Source organism: Mesorhizobium sp. M0659, from assembly GCF_040320605.1.
In the GTDB taxonomy this organism is placed as follows: domain Bacteria; phylum Pseudomonadota; class Alphaproteobacteria; order Rhizobiales; family Rhizobiaceae; genus Mesorhizobium.
The window spans coordinates 225,881-242,100 of sequence record NZ_JAMYPY010000008.1 but is presented as its reverse complement, the minus strand read 5'-3'; the positions used below and the strand labels follow the sequence as shown (position 1 = coordinate 242,100).

Here is a 16,220-nt window from a genome sequence, read left to right as displayed (position 1 = left end):
CGCTTCAGGCCGCTTTGCCGTCGCCGAACTTTTCGATCGACCGCGCCAGTTCGGGATGGCTCAAGGCGAAATCCGCCAGCGGAATGCCGTCGACCGCCGCCTGCCAGGCTTGCTGCACGGCACGCACCCCGGCGCCCGGTCCATCCGGATGGCTGACGATGCCGCCGCCGCACAGATAGAGCAGATCGACGGTCCGGCCGGTCCGTTCATAGGTCTCGGGCGCTTGCCCGCCCCATTGGCCGGAGCCCGCCACAGGCAAGGCGCAATCCTCAGGGGCAAAAATCGGCGTCGTCACCGCCTTGAAGGACTCGACGAAAGACGCGTCCGGCTCCCAGTATTTCGATTGGATGCCGTTGATCTGGAACTGGTCGACGCCGAGCAGCCGCCAGAACTGTTGCCAGACCTTGAAGTTCATACCGAGGCCGGGATGGCGGGTGAGGATGTCCCAGCCGTTGCGATGAGCGTGAAGCACCAGGCTGGAGCGTTTTCTCAAGAAGGCCAGGCCACCGAAACCGACGGAGTTGATGTTGACCACCGCGCAATTTCCGCCGGCCTTGGCCACCAGATCGTGATTGCGCATCATCTCGTCCGGGTCGGCATGCGAGATGCCGAAGGCATACATCACCTTCTTGCCGGTCCTCTGCTCGTGGTCGAGGATCAGCGGCATGATTGCCTTTACCCGCTCCGCCAGCGGCGAATAGGCTGGGCTCATCAGCTTCTCATCGTCCTTGATGAAATCGACACCGGCGGCGATCAGCTCGCCCACCATCGCGGCGGTCTCGGGGGGCCGCAGCCCCAGCGCCGGCTTGACGATGGTGCCGATGATCGGCCGATCCGTGACACCTGTCAGCCTGCGGCTGCCGGCGACGCCGAATTGCGGACCTGGATGCGCGCCGCGGAATTGCTCCGGCAGCTTCATGTCGACAACGCGAATGCCGGTTAGGCCCTTGATCGAATAGGCGCCGCCGATGGCAATGGTCATCAGAGCCGACAGGTCGTGGCCGATGGCATCGAATGGAAAGGCGATGTCGACATCCGCGCGCTTGAACGGCCCGTTACCGGCCTCGGGAATGGAGGGGCGAAGTGCGTCCGGCAGGTGCCGAATGGCCAGGACACGCGCGGCCACCCGGGCTTTCAGTTCCTCGGTCTCGCCGGGCAGCGCGACGAAGGTTCCAGTCGACTGGTCGCTGGCGATCTTGGCTGCCAGCGTCTCGATGCTGCCTGATGTCTCGATGCGGTAGGTGAGCGTGATCATGGTTCGTTGTCTGAGGCCGCAGGGGGTTCGAAAAGAGTTCCTTGATCGTCGGAATCTGGTATAATGAGTACATAAGCTTTGCAAGCAATATCCTGTCTGGCGGCTATGGGCGATCGGGGCGACAGCCATTCCGGGAACAGCTGCGGCAGTGCTAGATAGACACAGGTCAAGGGAGTGATTCGCGACGATGAACCGTTCGGAGCCGATCGTCCGGCGCAAACTTTCCGACGAAGTGTTTTTGCGGCTGAAGCGCCTGATCACCAGCGGAGAATTGACGCCGGGCGACGACATGCCGTCGGAGCGCGAGTTGATGGAGCGCTTCGAGGTCGGCCGTCCCGCGATCCGCGAGGCGATGCAGGCGCTGAGCAATATGGGCCTCGTCGCGATCTCGCATGGGGAACGCGCCAAGGTGCTGCAGCTGACCGCCAAGTCGATCATCAAGCAGGTCGACGGCGCAGCCAAGATCATCCTGTCGTCGTCGAAGGACACGCTGGAGCACCTGAAAACGGCGCGCATCTTCTTCGAGCGCGGCATGGTCAGGGAAGCCGCCGAAAATGCCACTGCCGAGGACGTTGAGCAGCTGCGGGCCACAATTGCCGAACAGCGTGGCTTTCGCGGCGATTCCGAGGCTTTCATTTCAGCCGACATGAAGTTTCACACCCAGATCGCGGCCATTTCAGGCAACCCGATCTATATCGCCGTCAGCGAGGCTATGCTCAGTTGGCTGAAGGAATATCACACCGAAATGCTGATCTGGACCGGCAAGGAACAGTTCACGCTGACCGAGCATGAAGAGATCATCGGCCGCATCGAGAAGAAGGATGCCGACGGCGCCGAGAAGGCGATGATCAAGCACCTCGAGCGCTCGCGCGCGCTTTATGTGATGAACTCCGGCAACTGATTTCAGCCGATCCGCGTGATCGCGTAAGGGGTCATCACCAGTTGGCCTCGGCCAAACGCTGAGATGTCGACCGTCACGTCGTCCGCCGTCAGGTTCGCCAGCCACGCCACGGTCTTGCCCGAAGCGGAGCGGCCGGCCAGCGCCAGCACCTTGGTCTCGTCGCTCGTTTTCGTCGCCACATACGTAAGGCCGGCCAGTTCGCAAAGCCCCTTGATGGCATCGAAGATCGGCCGAGGCGATCCTTCCGCGACGGGTTCGCCGGATGCTGCGAGCACGCCGAAAGGCCCGGCGAAGCCGGACAGCGTGAGCAGTTCCAGCCCGGCCGGCGCGACACGCGCGGCATAGCCGATCGCCCATGCGGCTGCGAACAGGCCGGCATGGCGAGGGTCGCGATCGGCCATGGCGATGCGCTGGCCCCCGGGATTGCCCTTGGTCGCGCCGCCATAGGGGTTCTGGCGCATGGCGATCGTCGATGGACCGATGCGGTAAGACTTTTCCCCGAAGATCGCCCGCGCCGACGCGGTGATGAAGGGCAGCGCCTCCAGCGACTGCATGACGCTGAGATCGTCGGCGGCGTGCACGATCGGGCACGTGCAGTGGGTGACGAAATCGAGTTGGCCCGCCGGCACGCGCTTGCGGTTGAGCTCGGTGAAATAGCTGAACATGCCGCCGCCGAGCCGGATATCGGGAAAGGCGCGACGGGCCGCGGCATAGACGTCTTCGAGCGGCGGACAGTCCGGCCACGCGCTGCCCGGCGGTGTCGACTGCCGGTCAACCGAAGGCGAGACGGCAATGGCCGAAAGCTTCAACCCGGCTTGACGCACCATGTCGGCAACGCCTGACAGCTCGGCATCGAGGTCGCCCGCGCAGGCAACGACGCATTCCAGCGTCGTCTGCACCGGATAGGCGGCGGTGAGCCTTGCATAAGACTGCAATGCTTCGAGACCGTGGCCGCGCGTCGGATCGTAGTGGAAGACAAGTTGCTGCGGGCCGAGCTCGGTCAATGTCGAAAGATTTGCGAGCGCTGCTTCGACCTCATCCGGGTAGATGATCACGCCGAGATCCGGCAGCCTCTGCCCGGTCTCGCCGAGTTCGACGCTGACCGGTTCGGCGGCAGATGCTGCGGCCGGCATTCCCCCCTCGCCGGTGATGCGCAGGCTGACCGTCTGGCTTACAGTTTGGCCGGCCGGCAGCACATAGGGCCAAGGCAGCGCCAGTGGCCGCACATAGGTCTTGTAGGACGCGTCCGACCAGTTGCGCTGGTCCTCCATCTCGAAAGTGTCGCCCTCCATCCGGCATTCGGCAGTGATGCCCGGCCGGACCTCATGGGTGATCGCGCGCAAATCCTTGAAAGGCTGCCAGGGATCGATCAACAGCGGCAGTTTCGTCGCCACCACGCTGCCGTCGGTATGCTCGACCGTGACCGGGCTGCCGGCGAGGCCGGCGATCGGATGCAGGACGCAAAAACCGCAGCGATTGGTCTCGAAATCGCTTTCAGGGACCGCGCTGACGTCGAACACTAGGTGACCGTTGGCGGAGCCCTTGATCGTAGCGCGAAAGTCGAGCCGGCTTCCGCCCGGTGCTAAGCAAGTTGCGGAGTAGCTGACGGAGAAGCTGTCGGCGTCCTGATCGACGGCAAGGTCCGTCAGCGCCGGTTCATAGGTGCCCCAGTCGCGGTCGCGCACGATGTAGGCGATGGCGCGCAACACTTCGATGCCACCGTAACGGATGGTGCGCAGGTTGCCGTTGACAAAGTCGGCGCTGAGCAGACCGGCATTCAGCCTGACCGGCTCCGCCTCGACGGCATGCGTACCGTAGAGGAGGAAGGCGTCGGCTGTCATGTCAGCAAGCCATCCAGGTGGACAGGTTCGTGGCTCGCGGCGCCCAGATAGGCCGCCTCGACCAGCGCGAATGTCTTGAGGTTGTCGGCGCCCGAGGTCGCCGGCTCGGTTCCCTTTGCCAGGCAGTCGACCCAGTGCTGCTGGATGGCGACGACGCTCTCCTGGATGTTGTGCCATGGGCGCGATGCCCAGGCGAGTAAGGGCGGCGAAACGTCGGTGATCTTCGTGCCGCTCCTGCCGGTGACGGTGAGCCGATATCCCTGCGCCAAGCGGATCGTGCCGTCGCTGCCGTCGATCTCGATCAGCGTTTCGGGAAACGGTTCGGTGGCGAGCTTCGTCGCGTAGCTACAGTCGACCACTGACGTCGCCCCGCTCTTGTGGTCCATCAGCATCGTCGCGACATCTTCGCCCGCGATGCCGGGGTTGATGCGCGCGGTTCGCGTCGTGATCGTCGACACGTCGCCCAGTAGAAAACGGGCGATGTCGAGACTGTGGATACCGAGATCCTCGATGATGAAGCGCTTTCCCTCGGCGAGATAGGGCTGGCCGGAAAACACGTCATAGGCAGAGCGGAAGGAGATGCGCCCGAAGAACGGCGTGCCGATCTCGCCGCTGTCGAGCACGGCACGCACCGCCTGGATCGCCGACTGCCAACGAAAATTCTCATGCACCATCAGCGGTACGCCGGCTTCCACGCAGGCCCTCACCATCGCCTTGGCGTCGGCAAGCGTCGGCGCGAACGGCTTTTGGCAAATCACCGGCACACGGTGCAGCGCCGCCATCTCGACCAGCGGACGATGGCTGGGAACGGTGGTGGCGATATCGACGAAGTCGAGGCTTTCGCTTGCAAACATCTCTGCCGCGTCGGTGTAGCGCTTCGCAATGCCGAACTGGTCGCCGATGATGCGCAGCCGCTCCGGGTCGCGGTCGCAAATGGCGACCATCGCGGCGCCTTCAATGTCGCGCCAGGCATGCATCTGGTTGATGGCAAAGAAGCCGCAGCCGATGAGCCCTCCCCGCAACTCCGCCATGCTCAGCCTGCCTTTGCCATCTGCATCAGCGTCACCCGGCTCTGCAGCCGGCGCTGCGCTTGGTCGACGACGACGGCGACGATGATGACAAGGCCCTTGATCACCATCTGCCAGAAGGAACTCACGCCCATCATCACCAACCCGTCCGAAAGAATGCCGATGACGAAGGCGCCGACAATGGTGCCGCCGATCGTGCCGCGCCCACCCGACATCGAGGTGCCGCCGAGCACCGCCGCCGCAATGGCGTTGAGCTCGAAACTTTCGCCTGTTGCCGGGTGCGAGGCCATCAGTTCGGACGAGATGATCAGGCCGACGATCGCCGCGCAGAAGCCGGAGAACATGTAGACGAACATTTTCACCATGTTGACACGAACGCCCGAAATTCGCGACGCCCGTTCATTGCCGCCGACGGCGAAGATGTGGCGGCCGAGCGGGGTGTATTTGGCGAGGTAGGCCGCCGCCAGCGCAACGACGATCAGTATCCAGATCGCCACCGGCAGGCCGAGCAGCCGCCCGGCGCCGAGGAAACCAAACCCGGTGGTGCCAAGCTCCGGCTTGCCGACGAGGTTGGGGAAGGTGCGGCCGTCCGACGACAGCAACGCCAGGCCGCGCGCGACATAGAGCACGCCGAGCGTGGCGATGAACGGCGCGACGTTCAGCCTGGTGATCAGCAGTCCGTTGACGGCGCCGATCAATATGCCGACCGCCAGCGTGATCAGCGCGATCTCGACGACGTTGAAATAGACGGTGTAGCCGAATTGCAGGTCGATGCCGTTGAGCACGAGGTAGCCGGCGACCATGCCGCACAGGCCGACGATCGAGCCGACTGAGAGATCGATGCCGCCGGTGATGATGACGAAGGTCATGCCCATGGCGAGGAAGGCGTTCAGCGCCACATGTTTCGACATCAGGATCAGATTGGCTGTCGACAGGAAATTCGGCGCCGCGATCGAGAAGAAGATCAAGACGGCGATCAGCGCGATGAAGGTCCTCGCCTTCATCAGCGTCAGCAGCAGCGAGCCGCTCGAAACGGAGGAGACAGCCGCCTTGGCCGGGATGTCAGTCATGGGTTCTCCGTGTGCGGGGCCGGTCCGTGGCCAAGTGCCGAGGCGGCGACAAGGGCTGCCTCCGTCGCCTCGGCGCGATCGAACATGCCCGTCAGTTTTCCATTGCTCATCACCGCGATGCGATCGGACAGCGCCATCACCTCATCGAGATCCGAGGTGGCGAACAGAATGCCGAGCCCGTCTCGCGACAGTTTGCGCATGGTGCGGAAGACGTCGGCCTTGGCGCCGACATCGATGCCACGGCTCGGCTCGTCCATCAGCAGCACCTTCGGCCCGGTGAGCAGCGCCTTTCCGATCACCACCTTTTGCTGGTTGCCGCCCGACAGCGATGAGACCTCCTGCGCCGGGTCGGCGACCTTGATCGCCAGTTCCCGCACCATCTGCGTCACCGCCTGCTTCTCGTGGCCGCCGCGAATGTGAAACAGGCGGACAAAACGCGACAGGCTGGCCAGTGTCAGATTGCTCGCGACGGACAGGATCGAGACTAGCCCTTCGCGTTGGCGGTCTTCGGGGATCAGCGCCAGCCCGCGCCGGATACGCCGCGTCGTGTCGCGCTCCTTGACCTTTTTGCCGGCGATGAAGATCGCGCCGGTCGCCTGGCCATGGCGGCCCATGATGCAGTCGAACAGCTCGCTCCGCCCGGCGCCCATCAGGCCGTATATGCCGAGGATCTCGCCGGCGCGCAGCGACAGCGAGACGTGATCGACCGCCAGCCCGCCGGTCGCGCGCGGCAGGCAGATGTCCTCGGCGCGGAATATCTCTTCGCCAGGAACATGGCCGTCGGCCTTGGCGAAATCCTTGGCGTCGGAGCCGATCATCTGCCGCACGATCCACCGGGTGTCGACGTTCTTCATCTCCTCCTGGCCGGTGATGTGCCCATCGCGCAGCACGGTGATGTAGTCGCCGATGCGGATCAGTTCTTCCAGCCGGTGCGAGATGTAGACGATCGCCACGCCGCGCGCCTTGAGGTCGGCGATCACCTTGAACAGGATCTCGACTTCCGCCGCACTGAGCGCCGAGGTCGGCTCGTCCATGATCAGGATGCGCGCATCGAGCGAAACCGCCTTGGCGATCTCGACCAGCTGCTGCTGGCCGATGCGCAGATCCTCGACCAGCATGTCGGGCCTTATCCCGGCCTGCAGGCGTTCGAGAAATTGCGCCGCGCGACGCTCCTGCTCCTTGCGGTCGATCTTGCGGAACCGGTTGGTGATCTCGCGCGTGGCGAAGATGTTCTCGGCGACGGTCATATTGCCAAACAGGTTCAGCTCCTGGAACACCATGCCGATGCCGCGGTTCACCGCGTCGCCCGATGACGAGAAGGAGACCTCCTCCCCTTCCAGGAGGATCCGGCCGAGCGTCGGCTGTTCGACGCCGGCGATGATCTTCATCAGCGTCGATTTGCCGGCGCCGTTTTCGCCGACCAGCACATTGACCGCGCCCTTGCGCACCTCGAAATTCGCGCGCTTGACCGCGACGGTGCCGGAATAGACCTTGGAGACGTCCTCCAGCTTCAAGACGACATCGTGAGCAACCGCAGCGCTCATGGCTTCCGCCCGATTTCTGCCTCCGCCGGCGTCACCAGCGGCAGGTCCTGGCCGCTCTCGAGCGTATAAGAGCCGAGAACCTTGGCGGTCCGGCCTTCCAGCGCGTCACGCGGCAGTTTGGAAAGCACGGCCTTGACGGCATAGGCGTTGAACGCCTTGCCGAACTGGGCAAAGTCGATCTGATTGGTAAAATCGTTGAACTGGATGAAATCGAGGCTGTCGCGCAGCGCGGTTCCCCGCATCGCCGGTCCGATTTGCACCCGCGCATCGGCCTTGCCGTCGCCGTCGACATCGACATCCATGGTCGCTGCCCGCGACTGCGTGTTGGCGGCGATGATCTTGCCCTCGACGCGAACCGCGAAGGTCCAGGGCGAATTCGCCTGCTTGTTCGGATTGCCATATTTGGCGCCGGCGGAAGCAGGATCGGTTTTTGCCAGAGCGTGGACTTGCACAAACGGCCCGGCTTTCTGCTGGAGGTAAGGCACGACCTTCGCCGCCCATATCTCCTCGACCATCTTGTCTGGGTTGAAGACGGCGGCATTGCCGCTGTCCCCCGAAGCGGTCGGGAGGATCTTGCAGGCGGTCAAGCTGATGCCGAGTATCACGGCAAGGATCGGCCAGGTCGGCTTGTTGTTCAGCATGATGGCTTGTTGAGCATGGTGATCAGTACCCACGGAAAATGGCGACGAGGGACGACCCTTGGGTCGCCCCTCGCTATTCATGTCACGCCGGCTCAGTTGGTAAGCGCAAAAGTTTCCAGCTTGGAAGCATTGTCGCCATTGACCAGGACGCAGTCCATCAACTGCTTTTCCTTGGCCGGCGACTTCTTGTTCTTGATGAAGTCGTTGGCCTGCTCGACCGCCATCTGCGCCTGCGCATAAGCCGGCTGCAGCACGGTTGCCTTGATGCCGCCCGCGGTGATGGAGTCGCGCACGTCATTCGACCCGTCGAAGCCGACGACGATGACGTCCTTGCGGTTTGCCGCGACCAGCGCCGCATAGGCGCCCATCGCCATCGTGTCGTTGCCGGAGATGACGCCCTTGATATCCGGGTTGGCCTGGAGGATCGATTCCATCTTGGAATACGCTTCCGTCTGGCTCCAGTTTGCCGACTGCTGGGCGACCATCTTCAGATCCGGATAATCGTCGATGACGTCGTGATAGCCCTTCGAGCGAATGCCGGCATTGGTATCGGATTCCTTGCCGACCAGCTCGACGAAATTGCCCTTCTCGCCCATCAACTTGACGAATTCCTGCGCACCGAGCTGGGCGCCCTGGTAGTTGTTGGAGACGATCTGAGCCACGGCGACGCCGGTGGCGTTGATCTCGCGATCGATCAGGAACGACGGCACGCCTGCGTCCTTGGCCTTCTGCACGGCAGCGACAGTGGCGTCGGCGCCGGCATTGTCGAGGATGATCGCCTTGGCGCCGCGACCGATCGCCGTATCGATCAATTCGGATTGCTTGTTGGCGTCGTCATCATGGACGAGCACAAGCGCTTCGTAGCCGAGTTCCTTGGCCTTGGCTTCGGCGCCGACGGCTTCCGCCTTGAAGAACGGATTGTCGTGCGAGGGCGTGATGATGGCAATGAGGTCGGCCGCATAGGCGGGTACCGCCGTGCCAAGCGCCAGCATGCCGGCGAACGCCGCAAGTGTCATTCTGCGTGTGAGTTTCATGATGTCCTCCCGTTTGAAAAATTGCCTTGATAAATCAAGGCCTCTGCATTCGAATTCATCGCGCAACGCGGGCCGCCGATCGGTTCAGGCTGAATGCCGGTGCCGGCTTCCCAAACGATCGCTGCTCCCCCGCCGTCCCTCCACTCGCCCAGGCTTCGTACTTCCCGCGAACCCTTGCCCAAGCCATCAACAGCTAAGCCAACTGGTATGATGAGTCAATCACTAATTGAGGTGACATGTTCCCACTGAGCAAAACATCTGTTCGTCATGGCGGGTGTGTCGAGCCATCGAGGCGCTCCGGCAAGCGCCCGACTCGGCCTGTCTCAGGTAATGCGCCGAATGCTCGCGGCGATCTCTTCCGGTTCGAACACCCGCTTCCAGTCGTCGCGCATCAGCACCGGCTTGCCGAATTCGATCGCCTTGTTGCAGGCATCCGAGAATACGCCCTTGGTTTCGCCGAAAATCACGGCGCCGAGCACGTTCATGTGGCCGAGCAGGAAGTCGAGCGCCGCCTGTTGGTCGACGCCTCGCGCGACGACCTCGTCGACGGCTTCCTTCATGACGACAAGCAGTGACGCGCACACCGTCTCCGATAGACCGGGCTCCAGCAGCGCCATCTGTTCGACAGTGACACGGTGCGAGCGCATGACCGGCGCCCAGATGATTTTCGCGACCGCCTCGCCCTTGGCGTAATCCGCTTCCGGTCCCTGCATCAGCGCGCTGACCATATGCTGCTTGGCCTTGACGCCGCCAAAATAGTCCTTCTTGGCCGCCATGTCGGTCTCGTCGTTGAAGATCGGCGGATGACAGGGATGGGTGACGAAATAGGTCAGGTCCGGCCGGTTGGGCAGATGGCCGGCGAAGGGTGCGGCCGCATCGAGCACTATCACCATTGTGCCCGGCGCCAGTTTGCTCTCGATATCAGCCGCCACCTTGCCGATATGCGTGTCGGGAACGGCCAGGATGACGATTTCCGCCCCGTCCAGCGCCGCATCGGCACTGACCGCGTCAAAGCCCAGTCCGGTCTTCAGCCGCTCGCGGCCGGCCTCGCTCACCTCGACATGGCGTACCGTATAGAGCGATCCGCGAAAATTGGTCGACAGGCGGTAACCCATTTTGCCGCCGGCACCGAGTAGCGCAATCGTTGTCATCTATCCCTACTCCCGCTTTAAACGACGGCCGCGCCGATCGTCATGTTATTAACTGGTATAATCACCTTACCACGAATTAAGGAGTTGAACAGGGCTTTGATGAGGCCAAGCGGTCGTCTGTTTGGCATTCCGCTCGCCGTGGCGGGCCTATAGCTGCCTGGGTCCCTGGTCTTCCCAGCCCGAAAACTATCCCTGCGCTGCGACTCCTGGTAGCGCCTTCAGGATCCAGTCACGCGCCGGCGTCCTTCTTCAACCAAATGAAACCGGTAGCGATCGCGTATGAACTCGTTGAAAAATTGCCCTTTCGAGAAGGCGGCCCGGAACGCCGCATAGGTCTCGGGCTCGACCTCCTCGTAGTCGTAGCGGGCTCCGCTCGGGACGAACCAGACCGAGAGGATTTTCGTCGACGGGTCGTAGTGGGTATTGCGAATGGCAGTGGACGGCATGTCGAAAATCCCGCTTCGTCCCCAAATCTTCTCCAAATCCTGCTTCGAACATGCGTAATGCCGCAACGATGCGGAGGTTCCGACAGGGAGGCGCACCACAACGCCGAAAATCTTGCCCGGGTGGCGAGGCTTCCTATCTCTCCGTCAGATGGCACAGACGAAATCCAGCACAACAGCATATGCCAGCCAGGGCGATCTCTTCGGCGCGGCCGACACGCTGCCGGAAGGATTTTCTTACCGGCCTAGCCTGATCACAACGGACGAAGAGGCGGAACTGGTCCGTCACCTCAATGAACTGTCCTTCAAGCCGTTCGATTTCCACGGCCACCTTGCCAACCGGCAGGTCGCCGGCTTCGGCTGGCGCTACGACTACGACCGGCGCCAGGTCGTCGAAGCGCCGCCCATCCCGAAATTCCTGCTGCCGCTTCGCGACAAGGTCGCGGATTTTGCCGGCAGGCAGGCCACGGAATTCGCGCAAGTGCTCATCAACGAGTATCGGCCGGGCGCGGGCATAGGTTGGCATCGCGACAAGCCGCATTTCGATCTCGTCGCCGGCGTCTCGCTGCTGGCGCCCTGCAGCTTTCGGCTGCGCCGCAAAAAAGGCTCGAAATGGGATCGCGAGACGATCGAGGTCGAACCGAGGTCCCTCTATCTCATGGACGGTCCGGCGCGCCACGAGTGGGAGCACAGCATTCCGCCGGTCGCCGGGCACCGCTATTCGATCACGCTGCGCACTCTGAAATAGGCGATACTCCAAGCCACGCAGCAGCCGCTCTGGAAGGCAGCACGCAGTTGTGCTTCGATTGCATATGAGCGTTGATCGCAGCAAAATCCCGGCCATCCGCGTGGCGCTCTTTCTGTGGGCATGCCTGTCCTGCGTTCTGGCTCTGCAGTGGCTCGTCGACCTCGGCATGGTCGGCTTTCCCGACGGATACATAACGCCCTATGCCCGAGCAACGAGCACGCTGTTGCATGTCCTTGTCTGGGCATGCCTGGCTCAAAGTCTCTACTTCGCTTGCCGAGCCTTGCTTGGCAAACGCTTCGAGCCTGCTCCTCTCTTCCTGCAAATCCTGATCGCCGCCGCACTGACTGTCGTGCCGGCATTCATCGTAAAACACTGTCCGCGGTCTCAGGTATGCAGCAACATCTATGAAGCGCTCACGAATACGATGATGGACGACGGCACCGGCGGATGACGTTGTGTCTCCAGTAACTGACGAGAGTTAGAACTTTGGCGTCGCGCCGCGCGGTGGCGGTAAAACCTGGAGGAACCATGCGAAAGATCCTGGCATCGATGCTGCTGTTCGCGGCAGCGCTATCTGCAAACCCCGCTCGGGCGCTGGACAGTACCATCCCGCCGGTTGTCGTCACACCGCTTGCCGATCGCAGCCAGACGGCGTCCGGCCAGCCGATCGTGCTGCCGCAGAAAAATGTCCAGGTCCTGGTTTCAACCTATGACATTGCGGTCGGCGCCACTCTGCCGGTGCACAAGCACCCGTTTGCCCGCTACGCCTATGTCGAGGCCGGGACACTCAAAGTGACGAATGTCGAGACCGGCAACAGCAACACCTACAAGACGGGCGATTTCATCATCGAGATGATCGGCCAGTGGCACCAGGCCACCAACATCGGCGACGGCCCGGTCAAGCTGCTGGTCATCGACCAGGTCGAACAAGGCGCCAAGAACACGGTGCTGCGCCAGTAATTGCGGATCGGCCGGGTTGCCGGGCTGGCCCAAGCAGCGACTGGCTGTTCCGGCTTCCCCACCAACCGAGCCGATGCTAGGGCTGGCCGTCTGCAATGATGAAGGATCGCCCCTTGGCCGGAAATGCTCGCCCCCTGATCGAAATCTGCGTCGAAGGCATCGACGGATTGCTGGCAGCCCAGGCCGCCGGCGCCGACCGGGTTGAACTCTGCGCCAGCCTGGTCGAAGGCGGCATCACGCCCAGCCTCGGCACGGTGCGCGCCGCACTCGAGAGCGCGACCATTCCGTTCCACGTCATCGTGCGCCCGCGCGGCGGCGATTTCCTCTACAGCGAGGCCGAATATCGCTCGATGCTGGCTGATGTCGCGGCACTGCGCGACCTCGGCGTCGCCGGCGTCGTCGTCGGTTGCCTCAATGCCGACGGCACCATCGACGAAACCCGCATGGGCGCTTTGGCCGAGGCGGCCGGCCCGCTCGCCGTCACCTGCCACCGCGCCTTCGACATGACCCGCGATCCGGCCGAGGCGTTGGAAGCGCTGATCCGCTGCAAGGTCGGCCGCGTGCTGACCAGCGGCCAGAGGGACACCGCGGTGGAAGGCGCCGGCCTGTTGGCGGATCTCGTCCGCCAGGCCGACGGCCGCATCATCATCCTCGGCTGCGGCGCGCTGGGCCCCGAAAACATCGCCGGGGTGCTGGCATCAACCGGGCTGACGGAAATGCATTTCGCCGCGCTCAAGGATGTACCGAGCGCCATGGCCTACCGCAACCCTGATGTCGGCATGGGCGGCGGCGATCTGGACCGCGAATACCGCACCACAGTCACCGATGGGGCGCTGGTTGCCGCGACGATTGCGGCGGCCAGAGCATGATGAGCGAAGCCGTGACTGGGCCGTCGCCGATCAGCCGTGTCTCGCCTCAGGACGAAGCCGCCATCCTCGCACTCAACAACGAGCACGCCGCCGAACTGTCATGGCTCGAGCCCGAACGGCTGTCCTTCCTGCTTGGCGAAGCGTTTTACGTCAGGCGCATCGGCGCGCTCGAAGCCTTCATCATGACCTTCGACCAGGATGCGCGCTACGACAGCCCGAATTTCCTCTGGTTCCGCGAGCGCTATCCACGCTTCGTCTATGTCGACCGCGTCGTCGTCGCGGCGCAAGCGCGCGGCCGCGGCCACGCCCGCCGGCTCTACGAGGATCTGTTCGGGGAAGTCGCCCGCGCGGGCCACAGCATCGTCACCTGCGAGGTGAATGCCGAACCGCCCAATCCGGCTTCGGACGCCTTCCATGCCGCGCTTGGCTTTGCGCAAGTCGGGGAAGCGGCGATCCATGGCGGCCAGAAGACCGTGCGCTACTACCTCAGGCAGATTGCGGGCTGACGCATCGCTGGCTGATGATCGGCAAGCAGGTCGCCACGGCAGCATAAGATTAGGAGTCCGTAGCCCTCACCAATTCCGGTTCAGCCAGGCCCGCGCGGGCTTCTCGACCAGATAGTAGCTGCATAATGCACAGGCGAAGACAGCCGCCAGCATCGGGATCGGCGCACTGCCCTGCTCGGCGACGAATTTGTAGAAGGGCTGTTGCCAGAGATAGAGCGAGTACGACCACAGCCCGATCATCACCATCGGCCTGGATGAAAGCAGGCCGGTCAGGTGCCGGCTGCTGGTGTCCAGCGTATTGACGGCAAGCGCCAGCAACGGCACCGCCAGTAGGTAATGGATCGGCGTCGGCACCGGATCGAGGAACAGCAATATAGCCGCCGCCGCCGACACGAGGCTGACATAGGGGCTCTTCAGGAATGCCGGCACCCGGTCATCGTGCTTGAGCAGGCAGATCGATGCCGACAGCAGGATCGAGGCGATATGCACATCGGTGCGCCAATAGCTGTGCTCGTAATCCATGCCGAGCACCCAGTACGAAATGGCGCCATTGGCCATCGCCAGCAGCGACAGCGTCACCAGCAGCCGAACGACATTACCCCGCCCGGTCACCACCACGCTGATCAGCGCCAGGATGATGTAGGCATGCTCTTCCACGCACAGCGACCAGATGTGGTCGAGCGCGCCGGCGCGGGTGATGAGAATTCCGGCATAGTTGTAGGTGAATGTCAGCGCCGTCAGCGCCGCCTTCCATTTGAAGCCGATAAAGGTGCCGGAGAGCCCGATCATGGCTGATGTCACGAACACCAGCAGCGCGGGATAGATGCGCGAAAAGCGGCGCTTGAAGAATTTTTTCAGCGGAAAGCGTTCGATGAACAGTATCTCGCCCATCAGCCGGCCTGAGAGCACGAAGAAGAACTCGACGCCGAGCACGCCGAGATTGATCCCGGGAACGGGGAAGAAATGGCCGATCAGCACCAGTGCGATCGAAAGCCCGCGCCAGCCATCGAGATAGGCCAGTCTTGCTCTGGCGGCTTTGTCGGCTGTGGCCCGCGGCAGGGCAACAGACGCTGCGGAGATGTCGGCCATGCCGATCCTCTACGACGCAAGATCTTGGCGCAGCTCACACCGCCGCGCGCAGAATCCACCCCGTGTTCCGCCAAGCTATACATATTGCAGTGCAATATCAGATTGTGCAAGTGCGAGAATGGGGCTGGGCAGTCCCTTGGGAAGTATGCGCCTGTTCTTGCACGGGAATTGCCTGAAACAACGGATTTGCGCGTGGCAGCGAACTCGCAAGGACTGGGCAGTTACAGCTCGCCGCAGACGAACAAAGGGGCCGCGATGGCCCCTTTCCTTGTCAGTAGTTGATGATGTCAGGCGTTGGCTGCCGCCACGGCGCGCTTGGCCATCACGGCGATCAAATTGGCGCGGTATTCGGCCGAAGCGTGGAGGTCGGTCATCAAATTCTTCGCCGGCACTTTCACGCCGTCGAGCGCCGATGCGGCAAAGTTCTTCGCCAGTGCGGCTTCGATCTCCTTCGAGCGGAACACACCGTCATCGCCGGCGCCGGTAACGGCAACGCTGACCCCGTCCTTGCCCTTGGCCACGAACACGCCGACAATCGCATAGCGCGAGGCCGGGTTGCGGAATTTTTCGTAAGCAGCCTTGGCCGGCGCGGTAAAACTCACCGCCGTGATGATCTCGCCTTCTTTCAGCGCCGTCTCGAACAGGCCGGTGAAGAATTTCGCGGCTGAAATCTCGCGCTTGTTGGTGACGATGGTGGCGCCCAGCGCCAAGAGCGCCGCCGGATAATCGGCGGCTGGGTCGTTGTTGGCGACCGAGCCGCCGATCGTGCCCTTGTGGCGCACCGCCGGATCGCCAATCAGCGACGCCAGATGCGCAAGCGCCGGACAGGCCTTTCTCAGTCTCTCGTCATTGGCGACGTCGTAATGGGTGGTGGCAGCGCCGATGGTGACGGTCCTGCCCGACACCTTGACGCCTTGCAGCTCCTTGATCCGCGACAGGTCGATCAGGTCGGAGGGTGCGGCGAGCCGCGTCTTCATCGCCGGGATCAGCGTCATGCCGCCTGACAAAAGCCTGGCGTCGCCGCTCTTCACCAGCTTGGCGGCGTCGGCGACCGAGGCGGCGCGGTGGTAGTTGACTGCGTACATGGGATCCTCCCCTGAAGTGGTTAGGCAGTAGTGAGTAGGGAGTAGGGAATAAGGA

The 16,220-nt window shown here is 62.9% G+C and carries 17 protein-coding genes; 6 read left to right on the top strand and 11 right to left on the bottom strand.

All coding sequences use genetic code 11. The features are described from left to right. Positions 1 to 4: 4 nt before the first annotated feature. Positions 5 to 1,255, bottom strand: a complete 1,251-nt coding sequence (gene oiaX, locus NKI31_RS15855; protein WP_023697638.1) for a 3-oxo-isoapionate-4-phosphate decarboxylase OiaX — start codon at positions 1,253 to 1,255, stop codon at positions 5 to 7. A gap of 187 nt (positions 1,256 to 1,442) precedes the next feature. Here oiaX and NKI31_RS15850 point away from each other — a divergent pair, with 187 nt between their 5' ends. Next, entirely contained in the window at positions 1,443 to 2,156 is a 714-nt protein-coding gene (locus tag NKI31_RS15850; RefSeq protein WP_023710718.1) for a transcriptional regulator NanR, read from the top strand. A 2-nt stretch (positions 2,157 to 2,158) separates the two neighbouring features. Here the strand turns inward: NKI31_RS15850 and apnL are convergent, their stop codons facing one another. From apnL to NKI31_RS15810, 8 genes are all read right to left on the bottom strand, one after another. Beyond that, positions 2,159 to 3,997, bottom strand: coding sequence for a D-apionate lactonase (apnL, locus tag NKI31_RS15845; RefSeq protein ID WP_352652034.1), 1,839 nt, complete (start codon positions 3,995 to 3,997; stop codon positions 2,159 to 2,161). Next, positions 3,994 to 5,028 (bottom strand): Gfo/Idh/MocA family protein, encoded by a 1,035-nt coding sequence (locus tag NKI31_RS15840; protein ID WP_023744759.1) that lies wholly within the window; start codon positions 5,026 to 5,028, stop codon positions 3,994 to 3,996. Before NKI31_RS15840 ends, apnL begins: the two co-directional genes overlap by 4 nt. A gap of 2 nt (positions 5,029 to 5,030) precedes the next feature. Continuing rightward, a complete protein-coding gene (locus NKI31_RS15835) occupies positions 5,031 to 6,095 on the bottom strand; it encodes an ABC transporter permease (RefSeq protein ID WP_023688190.1) in 1,065 nt (354 codons plus the stop codon). Continuing rightward, a complete protein-coding gene (locus NKI31_RS15830) occupies positions 6,092 to 7,639 on the bottom strand; it encodes a sugar ABC transporter ATP-binding protein (protein ID WP_023756365.1) in 1,548 nt (515 codons plus the stop codon). Before NKI31_RS15830 ends, NKI31_RS15835 begins: the two co-directional genes overlap by 4 nt. Beyond that, positions 7,636 to 8,280, bottom strand: coding sequence for a DUF2291 family protein (locus tag NKI31_RS15825; RefSeq protein WP_352652033.1), 645 nt, complete (start codon positions 8,278 to 8,280; stop codon positions 7,636 to 7,638). The genes NKI31_RS15830 and NKI31_RS15825 overlap by 4 nt, the downstream gene beginning before the upstream one ends. A gap of 92 nt (positions 8,281 to 8,372) precedes the next feature. Further along, entirely contained in the window at positions 8,373 to 9,314 is a 942-nt protein-coding gene (locus NKI31_RS15820) for a D-ribose ABC transporter substrate-binding protein (protein ID WP_352652032.1), read from the bottom strand. A 323-nt stretch (positions 9,315 to 9,637) separates the two neighbouring features. Beyond that, the gene (locus tag NKI31_RS15815; RefSeq protein ID WP_352652031.1) at positions 9,638 to 10,465 is read right to left on the bottom strand and encodes a phosphogluconate dehydrogenase C-terminal domain-containing protein; all 828 of its coding nucleotides are present in this window, start codon (positions 10,463 to 10,465) and stop codon (positions 9,638 to 9,640) included. Between the two features lie 218 nt (positions 10,466 to 10,683). Further along, positions 10,684 to 10,911, bottom strand: coding sequence for a KTSC domain-containing protein (locus tag NKI31_RS15810; protein ID WP_023681706.1), 228 nt, complete (start codon positions 10,909 to 10,911; stop codon positions 10,684 to 10,686). Positions 10,912 to 11,059: 148 nt separating this feature from the next. On the opposite strand from NKI31_RS15810, the gene NKI31_RS15805 reads away from it, so the two are divergent. The 5 genes from NKI31_RS15805 (at position 11,060) to NKI31_RS15785 (ending at position 13,991) form a co-directional block, all read left to right on the top strand. Beyond that, a complete protein-coding gene (locus tag NKI31_RS15805) occupies positions 11,060 to 11,656 on the top strand; it encodes an alpha-ketoglutarate-dependent dioxygenase AlkB (RefSeq protein WP_352652030.1) in 597 nt (198 codons plus the stop codon). Positions 11,657 to 11,720: 64 nt separating this feature from the next. Further along, entirely contained in the window at positions 11,721 to 12,107 is a 387-nt protein-coding gene (locus tag NKI31_RS15800) for a hypothetical protein (protein WP_352499604.1), read from the top strand. A gap of 77 nt (positions 12,108 to 12,184) precedes the next feature. Continuing rightward, complete coding sequence (locus NKI31_RS15795) at positions 12,185 to 12,616, top strand: cupin domain-containing protein (RefSeq protein ID WP_023681708.1); 432 nt, start codon at positions 12,185 to 12,187, stop codon at positions 12,614 to 12,616. A gap of 95 nt (positions 12,617 to 12,711) precedes the next feature. Next, the gene (locus tag NKI31_RS15790; protein WP_023751571.1) at positions 12,712 to 13,485 is read left to right on the top strand and encodes a copper homeostasis protein CutC; all 774 of its coding nucleotides are present in this window, start codon (positions 12,712 to 12,714) and stop codon (positions 13,483 to 13,485) included. Beyond that, entirely contained in the window at positions 13,485 to 13,991 is a 507-nt protein-coding gene (locus NKI31_RS15785; RefSeq protein WP_352652052.1) for a GNAT family N-acetyltransferase, read from the top strand. The genes NKI31_RS15790 and NKI31_RS15785 overlap by 1 nt, the downstream gene beginning before the upstream one ends. A gap of 66 nt (positions 13,992 to 14,057) precedes the next feature. Here the strand turns inward: NKI31_RS15785 and NKI31_RS15780 are convergent, their stop codons facing one another. Together NKI31_RS15780 and NKI31_RS15775 are read right to left on the bottom strand one after the other, a co-directional pair. Then, positions 14,058 to 15,080 (bottom strand): acyltransferase family protein, encoded by a 1,023-nt coding sequence (locus NKI31_RS15780; RefSeq protein ID WP_023751573.1) that lies wholly within the window; start codon positions 15,078 to 15,080, stop codon positions 14,058 to 14,060. Between the two features lie 287 nt (positions 15,081 to 15,367). Then, positions 15,368 to 16,165: an FAD binding domain-containing protein gene (locus NKI31_RS15775; RefSeq protein WP_023751574.1), complete on the bottom strand. Its 798-nt coding sequence runs from the start codon at positions 16,163 to 16,165 to the stop codon at positions 15,368 to 15,370. Positions 16,166 to 16,220 lie beyond the last annotated feature (55 nt).